6 protein-coding genes are annotated in these 11,424 nt (G+C 42.1%); all 6 read left to right on the top strand.

The window, feature by feature from the left end; genetic code table 11:
- The first annotated feature begins 133 nt into the window (after positions 1 to 133).
- On the top strand, positions 134 to 3,316 hold the full coding sequence (locus M2448_RS07275; RefSeq protein ID WP_280645248.1) for a TonB-dependent receptor: 3,183 nt from the start codon (positions 134 to 136) through the stop codon (positions 3,314 to 3,316).
- A 21-nt stretch (positions 3,317 to 3,337) separates the two neighbouring features.
- Positions 3,338 to 4,783 carry a RagB/SusD family nutrient uptake outer membrane protein gene (locus M2448_RS07270; RefSeq protein ID WP_280645247.1) on the top strand — a complete coding sequence of 482 codons (1,446 nt, stop codon included), beginning with the start codon at positions 3,338 to 3,340 and terminating at the stop codon, positions 4,781 to 4,783.
- A 284-nt stretch (positions 4,784 to 5,067) separates the two neighbouring features.
- Complete coding sequence (gene bglX / locus M2448_RS07265; RefSeq protein ID WP_280645334.1) at positions 5,068 to 7,329, top strand: beta-glucosidase BglX; 2,262 nt, start codon at positions 5,068 to 5,070, stop codon at positions 7,327 to 7,329.
- A 7-nt stretch (positions 7,330 to 7,336) separates the two neighbouring features.
- Positions 7,337 to 8,698, top strand: a complete 1,362-nt coding sequence (locus M2448_RS07260; RefSeq protein WP_280645246.1) for a glucoamylase family protein — start codon at positions 7,337 to 7,339, stop codon at positions 8,696 to 8,698.
- Between the two features lie 111 nt (positions 8,699 to 8,809).
- Positions 8,810 to 10,570, top strand: a complete 1,761-nt coding sequence (locus tag M2448_RS07255; RefSeq protein WP_280645245.1) for a discoidin domain-containing protein — start codon at positions 8,810 to 8,812, stop codon at positions 10,568 to 10,570.
- Positions 10,571 to 10,605: 35 nt separating this feature from the next.
- Entirely contained in the window at positions 10,606 to 11,373 is a 768-nt protein-coding gene (locus M2448_RS07250) for a dienelactone hydrolase family protein (RefSeq protein ID WP_280645244.1), read from the top strand.
- Positions 11,374 to 11,424: the final 51 nt, after the last annotated feature.

Below are 11,424 nucleotides of genomic sequence, written 5' to 3'. Positions count from 1 at the left end.
AGAAAACCATGATGCCGGCTTTAACTGATTTAACAAAGTTAAAGTAAAATACACGACAAACATTAATCATCTCTTTTCTGTTGTTCATAGTAGATTTATTAGAGGAACATGTGTTTAAATAAAAAGTAAAACTATGAAAATTAAACCTAAAAGAACATTTATTACAAGGGGAGTGGAATCTTTCTTCATGAAGAGTTTTGTACTCCTTGCTTGCTTCTTCCTTGCAAGTACCGTAAGTATTTATGCTCAGACTAAAACCGTATCGGGTTTAGTCACCGATGTGGCTAAAGAACCGCTGATAGGTGTAAGTGTGCGGATACAGGGAACAACTACCGGTACGGTAACCGACATTGACGGACAGTATTCATTATCTGCAAAATCCGGAGACGTACTTGAGTTCTCTTATGTAGGTATGAAAACCCAACTGGTGACTGTTGGTGCGCAAAATACTGTGAATATAGTATTGCAGGACGATGCTACTATGCTGACAGAAACAGTCGTAATCGGTTACGGTACATCCAAAAAGGCCGACCTGACAGGTTCTATCGGAAGCGTTCGTTCCGAAGACATAATGAAGCAACCGGCTGTGAATGCCGTACAATCTGTACAAGGTAAGATTTCCGGTGTTAACATTGTTAATAATGATGCTCCGGGTTCAACACCTACTGTTATCATTCGTGGATTGGGAACAGCTTTGGGAGGACGTAATCCGCTTTATATTGTCGACGGTTTTCCGGCAGACGATATCAGGAATATCAGCCCTTCAGACATTGTTTCTATGGACGTACTTAAAGATGCCTCTTCAGCTTCTATATATGGGGTGAGAGCTGCTAATGGGGTTATTATCGTTACTACTAAAAAAGGACAGTCCGGATCAGCTAAGATTGGTGTTGAATCTTATGTAGGGATCAAGACCTCTCTCAATACAGTGAAAATGGCTAATGCCTCGCAGTATGTAGAGTATTTCAATCAAAATCAGGACGTATTGGGTAAATATCATCTGAAGGATGCAGGTTCTCAGGCTTATGACACAGACTGGTATGACGAACTTCTGAAAACAGGCGTATTCACCAACAACACAGTGTCATTGTCGGGTGGTGGACAAACTGTAGATTACTATTTGAGCTATAACTACTACGATGAAAATGGTATACTCGATCAGCAGAACTATCAACGTTCTACAATCCGTAACAACAATGTATATAAATTCTTTGATGATCGCCTGAAATTTAGCCAGAATCTGAGTATCTCGTTTTCTACCGACCGTCCTAAACCATACGGCGCTTTTAATGAAGCATATCGCCAGTCTCCACTGGTCCCTGTTAAGTTCTCGAATGGACGTTGGGGTACATCAAGTGTAAACACAACTACTGGTATTGCAGGTATCGACGGAAGCTCGACTGATGCTATGGGTAAACTCAATTCTATTGGTAACCCGATGTTTAATGTCAATAATTATTCACAGAAGACAAAAACGCTGACTCTTCAGGGTGGTTTGGAAGGAGAATTTAAAATCACTGACTTCCTGAAAGTGAACTCTCGTTTCGGTGCTAACAAGTTCTATTATAAAGATCGTAAATTCGAGAACCTGAAAGAAGCATGGCTTGCTGTCAACCCGTTGAAAACAGGAGCAGACTTCGATGCCGAGAAAGCTAAGAATCCGGCAAGTCTTAACTGGGCTAATAACTCATTGAGATATGAAGATATAGAAACATATCGTTGGATATGGGAAGGATTTGCTACTTTCAACAAACGCTTCGATAAACACAATGTAGAAGCTGTAGTAGGTATGTCCAGAGAGAAGTCGGGTATCGGTAATACTTCTATAATGAAAGGATACGATGTGCCGTCAAAACCTCAATATTGGAACATTGGTATGGCCTCAGATGCTTATGCGAAAGAATTAGATCAGTATTATTATACTCCTAGAGCACTGGCCTCTTATTTTGCCCGCGTACAATACAATTTCGATAATAAGTACTACTTCACAGGAACAATTCGTCGTGACGGTTCCAGTACGTTCAAGTCAAATGAAGACTACTGGGGAACATTCCCGTCTGTAGGTTTTGGTTGGACAATCTCTAATGAGAGCTTCATGCAGGATGTGAACTTCCTCGATTATCTGAAACTAAGAGGAACTTGGGGTAAACTAGGTAACCAGGACGTACCATTGAACGTAAATCAGATATATTCATCTACTGCCAGCGATAACTATAACTATGTATTCGGCCCTAGCCAGAACTTGGTATACGGTGCTGCTTATGGCTCACCTGTTGTTCCATTGACTTGGGAAAAAACAAGAGAATGGGGTATCGGTTTTGATTTCTCCATGCTGAACGATCGCTTGACCGGAGGTGTCGATTATTACAATAAATTGAATACTAATACTATCTTGGATGTAAAACCGGTAGGAAATGTTTGGTACGAAAAGAATTTTTTTGCTCACGGAGCTGAAGTCGAAAATAGTGGTATTGAAGTGGTATTAGCTTGGAACGATAAGCTGGCTAATGGACTTAAATACGATATAAGCGCAAACTATTCTTATAACAAGAACCGAGTGAAAAACGTAACACCTACCTATGCCGGACAAACTGGAGGTAGCCTGAGTGACGGACAGATAACCAAACGTCTGGCAGAAGACCAACCGCTGTTTGCATGGTGGTTGCTAGAAGCCGATGGTGTATGGCAAACTCAGGAAGAAATTGACAATGCGACTGCAAAATTAGGAGTTCCAAAACCAGGACATCTGAAATATAAAGATCAGAACGGTGATGGTATGATCGATGATCGCGATAAAGTGTATATGGGATCATATTTGCCTACTTCCAGCTATGGTATTCATTTAGGACTGGAATATAAAAACGTTGATTTCAGTATTGACGGATACGGAGTTGCCGGAAATAAGATTTATAACGGCTTGAAGCACGGACGTATCGACGGTGGTGAAAACATTACCTATGATACATATAAAAATCGTTGGACAGGTGCAGGTTCTACTAACGAACATCCGGGAGCTAACCGCGACAGTTATTCTTCCAGTTATTTCCTCGAAAGCGGTGCATTCTTCCGTATCAACAATATTACATTAGGATATACATTTAACGATTTGGTATTCAGTGGATCAAGATTGAGATTCTACTTTACTGCTCAAAATCCGTTTATGTTTACAGGTTATTCAGGCTTTTCTCCTGAAATATCCGGATACTCTAACGATCGAACTGTGCCGATCGGACAACCTAGCGGTACTGCCGGTATAGAACTGTCAGCATATCCTACAACTCGTAATTTCATTTTTGGTCTTAACTTACAATTTTAATAAAAGCTAAAATATTCTGTTATGAAAAAAATATATATAGGAATACTATCCATAGCTCTTATCTTTTTTGCATCTGCCTGTAGTGATTTCCTCGATGTGGATTCACAGGAAAGGGTAGAAGAAGACGATAAGGAAGATGTATATACACCCGAAATGTTTGTAAACGGAGTGTATGGAATGTTTACCGATTGGGATTATGCTTTCTCATTCCTCGCCATTACAGAAATGATCTCCGACAATGCCGATAAGGGAAGCTCTCCTAGTGACCCGGGCGGTGATAAGCAATTGTTTGATGAACTTACATTTACCAGTGGTGCCGGATCGGTTGATGCTATGTGGACACGTTGGTATAAAACCATTGGTCGTGCAACTAAAGCTATTGAATTTGCTGAGAGTTATGGTCTTCAGGATGCAACATACAAGAACAGACTGATCGGTGAAGCTAAATTCTTGAGAGCTATATCTTACTTCTATCTGGTAAGAGGTTGGGGTGATGTATCTATACAAGAAGAGGATGTGCTGACAAGAGCTCCTAAAGCAGAAGTCTATGCACATATCGAACAAGATCTGAAAGATGCGATGGCGGCTCTTCCTGACAAATATACCGATAGTAAAGACTTGGGGCGTGCAACTAAAGGTGCCGCACAGGGATTACTTTCAAAAGTGTATCTGTATCAGGAAAAATGGCAGGATGCTTATGACAATGCATCGGCAGTGATTTCTAACACCAATTACGGTTATGCACTGATAGATTATTCTAAGATATGGAGACTGGAAGGTGAAAATAGTTCCGAATCATTGTTTGAGATACAGGCAAGAGGAACTTCTCCTGCACATGGTATTCAGCAATATTCCGAAACACAGGGAGCTCGTGGTGGTACAGGCTGGGGCTGGGGTTTCAATACACCTACTCAGGATCTTCTGAATGCTTTCAATGCAGAGACAAGTGCACAGCCGGGTGTAACAGGTGATGTTATTCGCCGCGATGCTACTATCATCTTTAATAATTCTACTCTATATGATGGTTATGAATTGAAGAACTGCGAAAACCCAATGTACAATATGAAAGCTTATTCCAGTGCCAATAAAGGTGCAGGTGATGGAGATAAAAACCTCAGATACCTTCGTTTAGGTGAAATCTATCTCATCAAAGCCGAAGCCGGAAACGAATTGGGTAAAACTACCGAAGCATTGGCTGCATTAAATGATATAAGAGACAGAGTGAAACTTACAAAAGTGACTACTACAAACAAAGATGAATTGCGTAAGGCTATCTGGCACGAACGCCGTCTCGAACTTGCATTTGAGCACGATCGTTGGTTCGATCTTGTTCGTACAGGACAGGCAGAATCTGTAATGAAAGCTCATGGCAAACCGTTTATAAAAGGAAAACACGAGTTATTCCCTATATCAAACACCCAGTTGTTGAATACTCCATCGCTAGGGCAAAATCCGGGCTGGAGCTAATTAAGAAAATCTTTAAACAACTGCACTCTTTAGGCGGAGTGCAGTTGTTTAAACTTTATCTTATAGTCAATCCGAGAGATTAGACTTTTAAGGTTTTCAATAAAGATTGTTGGTTATTTAGTAATAGAAGGTATCTAATGATATCTCTTAAGTATAACTAAATTTGATTATTATACTTAACAAAATAATAAAAAAGGTCTACGACCTTAGGTTGGTTTTAGGTTTTAGGTAAATAAAATTATAAAGTAAAAATGAAGACTTTAAAAACAATAGCGGTCTTCTTTATGTGCCTGTTTGTGTTGAGCACTTATGCACAGAAGAAAGACCCTAAAATGGACAAGTTCATCACTGACCTGATGAACAAAATGACATTGGAAGAAAAATTGGGGCAGCTCAATCTTCCCAGCTCCGGCGATATAACGACCGGGCAAGCAAAAAGTAGCAACATTGCTGAAAAAATTAAGAAAGGACAAGTTGGAGGACTATTCAATATAAAAGGTGTAGAAAAAATAAGAGATGTACAACGCATTGCTGTAGAAGAAAGCCGTCTCAAGATTCCGTTGATTTTCGGAATGGACGTAATTCACGGATATGAAACAGTATTCCCTATTCCGTTAGGATTAGCTGCTACATGGGATATGGCTGCTGTTGAACAATCGGCACGTATTGCAGCAGTAGAAGCCAGTGCAGACGGTATCAGCTGGACATTCAGTCCGATGGTAGATATTTCGCGCGATGCCCGTTGGGGACGTTTCTCGGAAGGAAGCGGTGAAGATCCGTTTCTTGGCGGAGCAATAGCCAAAGCAATGGTATATGGCTATCAGGGAAGGGGTGATCAGGCTTATAAACTCAATTCTAACATTATGGCCTGTGTAAAACACTATGCGCTCTATGGAGCCGGAGAAGCCGGACGTGACTACAACACTGTAGATATGAGCCGAATACGTATGTTCAATGAATATATGTATCCTTATCAGGCAGCAGTAGAAGCCGGAGTAGGAAGTGTAATGGCATCATTCAACGAAGTAGACGGTGTACCCGCTACAGCTAATAAATGGCTGATGACTGACGTATTGCGTAAACAATGGGGCTTCGATGGTTTTGTTGTAACTGACTATACAGGTATCAGCGAAATGGTAGATCATGGTATCGGCGATCTGCAAACAGTATCGGCACGTGCACTCAAAGCAGGTATAGATATGGACATGGTGAGCGAAGGCTTGCAGACCTTAGGTAAATCACTGAAAGAAAATAAAGTCACTCAGGCTGAGATCGATCTGGCTTGTCGTCGTGTGCTTGAAGCCAAATATAAGCTGGGCTTGTTTGCCGATCCTTATAAATATATTGATGTAAACCGTGCAAAGAAAGAGATATTCACACCCGAACATCGTGCAGTTGCCCGCAAGATAGCATCGGAAAGTTTCGTGTTACTGAAAAATGCGAACAATACCCTTCCGTTGAAAAAACAGGGAACAATAGCTGTTGTTGGGCCATTGGCAAATACAAGTTCCAATATGGCAGGCACATGGAGTGTAGCCGTTAACCTCGAAAAACCCGCAACAGTAGTTGAAGGTTTACAGGCAGTTGCCAGCAACAAGGCGAAGGTAGTATATGCCAAAGGTAGCCATCTGACAAAAGATGCTAAACTCGAAGAACATGCAACTATGTTTGGGCGTACGCTTAATCGCGATAAAGAAACCCGCTCAGATGAAGAAATGCTGCGCGAAGCATTGGAAGTATCCAGAAATGCAGATGTAATTGTAGCAGCATTGGGTGAATCGTCCGAATTTAGTGGTGAAGCCAGCAGCCGTACAGATATCGGTATCCCCGATGTACAGAAAACATTGCTGAAAGAATTGTTAAAAACAGGAAAGCCTGTAGTACTTGTGCTATTTTCAGGTCGTCCGATAACACTCACATGGGAAGACGAAAATGTACCTGCCATACTCAATGTTTGGTTCGGAGGAACAGAAGCAGCTCTTGCTATCGGTGATGTGTTGTTCGGCGATGTGAACCCGAGTGGAAAACTTCCTGCAACATATCCTCAGAATGTAGGACAAATTCCATTGTTCTACAATCATAAAAATACAGGTCGTCCATTGGGTGAAGGCAGATGGTTCGAAAAATTCCGCAGCAACTACCTCGATGTAAGCAACGATCCGCTTTATCCGTTCGGATATGGACTCAGTTATACTACATTCTCATACAGTGACGTCAAACTCAGCTCGACAGCTATCAACAGCAACGGTCAGCTTACAGCTAGTGTAACAGTTACCAATACCGGCAAAACAGACGGTGCAGAAGTTGTACAGCTATATATCCGCGATATTGTAGGCAGTGTAACCCGTCCTGTAAAAGAACTGAAAGGATTTGAAAAAGTATTCCTCAAAGCAGGAGAATCGAAGACAGTGAGCTTTAAGATCACACCGGAACTGTTGAAGTTCTATAACTACGACCTTCAATATGTATTCGAACCGGGCGACTTTGATGTAATGATCGGAGGTAACAGCCGTGATGTGAAATCGGCGAAGTTTACATTGAATTGATATGATTATGAAAAAGATACAATTTTTCCTTCTCCTTTCAGGTTTATTGTTTGCCGCTGTCGGCTGCAAGGACAAACAGTTGAAAGATCAGACTGAAGATAATGATCCGGTAGTCGAACTGTCTGATGAGGCTCTGCTCGATAGTGTGCAGCGTCGTACATTCAACTACTTCTGGGATGGAGCCGAGCCTGTTAGCGGCATGGCGCGCGAGCGTTATCATGTAGACGGCGATTATGGTAAATACAATATGAATACTGTTACTTCGGGAGGAAGCGGTTTCGGTATAATGGCTGTTATAGCCGGAATAGATCGTGGTTATGTAACCCGAGAACAAGGACTGGAACGCATGACTCGAATTGTAAACTTTCTGGAGAAAGCTGATGCATATAATGGAGTATATCCCCACTGGTGGAACGGCGAAACAGGTAAAGTAGTGGGATTCAGCGATAAGGATAACGGGGGCGACCTGGTAGAAACCTCCTTTCTGATGCAAGGACTGTTGGCTTTACACCAATACTATGTGAATGGAACGGCTGCCGAAAAAGCACTGGCTGTCCGCATAGACAAAATATGGCGTAAGGTAGACTGGAACTGGCACCGCAACTCACAGAATGTTTTGTTCTGGCACTGGAGTCCCGACCATTCTTGGGAAATGAATTTCCCGATCAGGGGATATAATGAATGTCTGATTACTTATGTTCTTGCCGCATGTTCGCCTACCTATGGCGTCCCTGCCGAAGTATATAACGAAGGTTGGGCTGAAGGAGGCAAAATCATCGGACCTCATCAACTGGAAGGTTATACTTTGAATATGCGTTACCAAAGCAATAGCGGGGTAGGGCCTCTTTTCTGGGCACACTACTCATTTCTAGGACTGAATCCTACAGGGCTGAAAGACAAGTATGCCGATTATTTCGAAGAGATGAAAAACTATACGCTTATCAACCGGGCATACTGTATCCGCAATCCGAAAGGTTATAAAGGCTATGGCGAAAATGCTTGGGGACTTACTGCCAGCTATTCTGTGAACGGTTATGCCGCACACGAACCCGATGAAGCAGGTGATCTGGGCGTAATAACACCTACGGCAGCCTTGTCATCTATTGTATATACGCCCGAAGAATCAATGAAGGTAATGAGAAACCTGTATAGCAAAGGTAATAAGCTATGGGGACAGTATGGCTTTTATGATGCATTCAGCGAAACCGACAACTGGTATCCTCAGCGTTATCTGGCTATCGATCAGGGGCCTATTGCCGTAATGATAGAAAACTACCGCTCGGGACTATTGTGGAAACTCTTTATGAGTCACCCCGATGTACAGAAAGGTTTGAAGAAACTGAATTTTGAATCACCGTCGTTGAAATAAATGCTCTCATGGATAATAAAGGAGTGGTATTCCACTCCTTTTATCCTAATAAGATAATGGTCGGATAGATGTTCGGATAAACAGATCATCAATCTAAAAAATGCCCATATCATGAAATATCTGAAAAAAAATATACTACTTCTTTTGTTGTTCTTTTTTGCGGTTCAACTATTGGCACAACAAAAAACATATTGTAATCCTATTAATATAGATTATGGCTACGGACCTATCCCTAACTTTGTAGAGTGGGGAAAGCACCGTACTTCTGCCGATCCCGTAATTGTAAATTATAAAGGTGATTACTACCTTTTCTCTACCAATCAGACAGGTTATTGGTGGAGCAGCAACATGCTCAACTGGAACTTCGTTTCGCGCCATTTCCTGCCCGAAGATGTAAAAGCGCAGGTTCCCAATAAGTGGGATGATTTGTGCGCTCCTGCCGCATGGGTACAGGGCGATTCGCTTTGTGTTTTCGGCTCTACCTATTCGGGGCTTTTCCCTATCTGGGTAAGTACCAACCCGAAAGGAAACGAATGGAGTAAAGCTGTAGAACATTTCGATATCGGTGGATGGGATCCTGCATTCTTTGTAGATGATGATGGCAGACTCTATATGTATAATGGTAGCAGCAACGTATATCCGCTTTATGGAATAGAACTCGACCGTACTACTTTCAGCCCGAAAGGTACACGAAAGGAAATGCTTCTGCTCGATGATAACAAAATAGGCTGGCACCGCTTTGGCGAACACATGGACAATACCTTCCTGAAGCCATTCATGGAAGGTGCATGGATGACTAAGCATGGTGGTAAATATTTCCTGCAATGGGGCGGTCCCGGCACAGAGTTTAGCCACTATGGCGACGGAGTAGCCGTAGGCGATAGCCCTCTCGGACATTTCGAGCATGTATCGCTACCGCTGAGTATGAAAGCCGGAGGATTTATTCGTGGTGCCGGACATGGTGCAACCTTTGAGGATAACTGGGGCAATTACTGGCATACCTCTACAATGGTGATCAATGTAAAGAATAACTTTGAACGCCGTATCGGCATCTGGCCTGCCGGATTCGATAAAGATAATGTAATGTACTGCAATACTGCATTCGGAGACTATCCGCATTACATACCACAGGGAGAAGCCGACCATCTCCGGAGCCGCTTTACAGGCTGGATGCTTCTCAACTATAACAAGCCTGTACAGGTTTCCTCTACATTGGGGACTTATTATGCAAACAATCTGGTAGATGAAGATATAAAAACATACTGGAGTGCCCGCACCGCAAACAAAGGTGAATGGCTGATATCCGATCTGGGCGAAATATCTACAGTACATGCCGTTCAGGTCAATTATGCCGATCAGGATGCTGGATTTATGGGAAAACAGCAAGGAATTTATGAACAATACATCATTTACTATTCTCTCGACGGCAAAAAATGGCAGGTATTAGTGGATAAGAGCAAGAATCGGAAAGATGTTCCGCATGACTATGTAGAACTGGAAAAGCCGGTAAAAGCGCGTTACCTTAAAATGGAGAATATACATGTTCCTACAGGAAAATTCGCCATATCGGGGTTTCGCGCATTCGGCTTTGGTGCAGGGCAAAAGCCCGAACCTGTGAAACAGTTTATGGCTTTGCGAAGCGATGAAACGGACAGACGCAACGGTTGGCTCAAATGGCGCCCGGTAGACAATGCCTATGCCTATAACATCTATATAGGTACGCAGCCCGACAAGCTGTACAACTGTGTGATGGTGCACAATGTCAACGAATATTATTATCCCGGAATGGATAGGACTAAACCATATTATTTTGCAATCGAAGCCATTAATGAAAACGGTACATCGGAATGGATAAGAGCTGAGGCTTTATAATTATCTTTGGAGCATTATTCTTTAAAATTGAAATTATGAAAAAACTAGTTCTGCTTTTAGCTTTATTTATCAGTGCATTATCATTATCTGCTCAATTCGAAAAAGCGTCCATTATGGTTAACGGAAACAATCTGCCCTATCGGATAATGTTTCCGGAAAACTATGATGAGACGAAACGATACCCGTTACTCATATTTCTGCATGGGGCAGGAGAGCGTGGAAGTGATAATGAAAAGCAACTCGCTCTAGGAAAGCAATTTCTGATCGACAATTTCCATACAGGAGCTAATGAGGCAATCGTGATTGTTCCGCAATGCCCTGAAAATTCATATTGGGCAGGAATTATCAGGCATCAGATAGGTGATAAGATACAAATGAAATTTGGTCTTACCGATGAGCCTACCCAAACAATGAAAACGCTAATAGTACTTGTTCAGGACTGGCTTTCTTCGGGGAAAGTGGATGCAAATCGTGTCTATATCGGAGGACTTTCTATGGGTGCTGCGGGTACGTTCGAATTGCTCTGGCGTATGCCTCAGACTTTTGCGGCGGCATTCCCTATTTGTGGTGGTGGCGATCTGAATAAGCTTTCGCTTTTCGCTAAGAATACAGCCGTATGGCTTTTCCATGGAGACGAAGATGGTGTAGTCCCTGTCGAAAATTCACGTAATATATATAGTAAATTGAAAGAGTTGGGGTGTGATGTAGAATATACAGAATACAAAGGAGTGAACCATAATAGCTGGGATAATGCGTTTCAGGAAAAAACACTCGCCTCATGGCTATTCTCTCATAAAAAATAAAATCGGTACAGGTAAAGGTTCAGATAAAGATTGTGTTAAGGTTGTATTTTA

The sequence above is a fragment of the Dysgonomonas sp. PF1-14 genome (assembly GCF_029892965.1).
In the GTDB taxonomy this organism is placed as follows: domain Bacteria; phylum Bacteroidota; class Bacteroidia; order Bacteroidales; family Dysgonomonadaceae; genus Dysgonomonas.
This window is presented reverse-complemented; position numbering and strand designations above follow the sequence as displayed.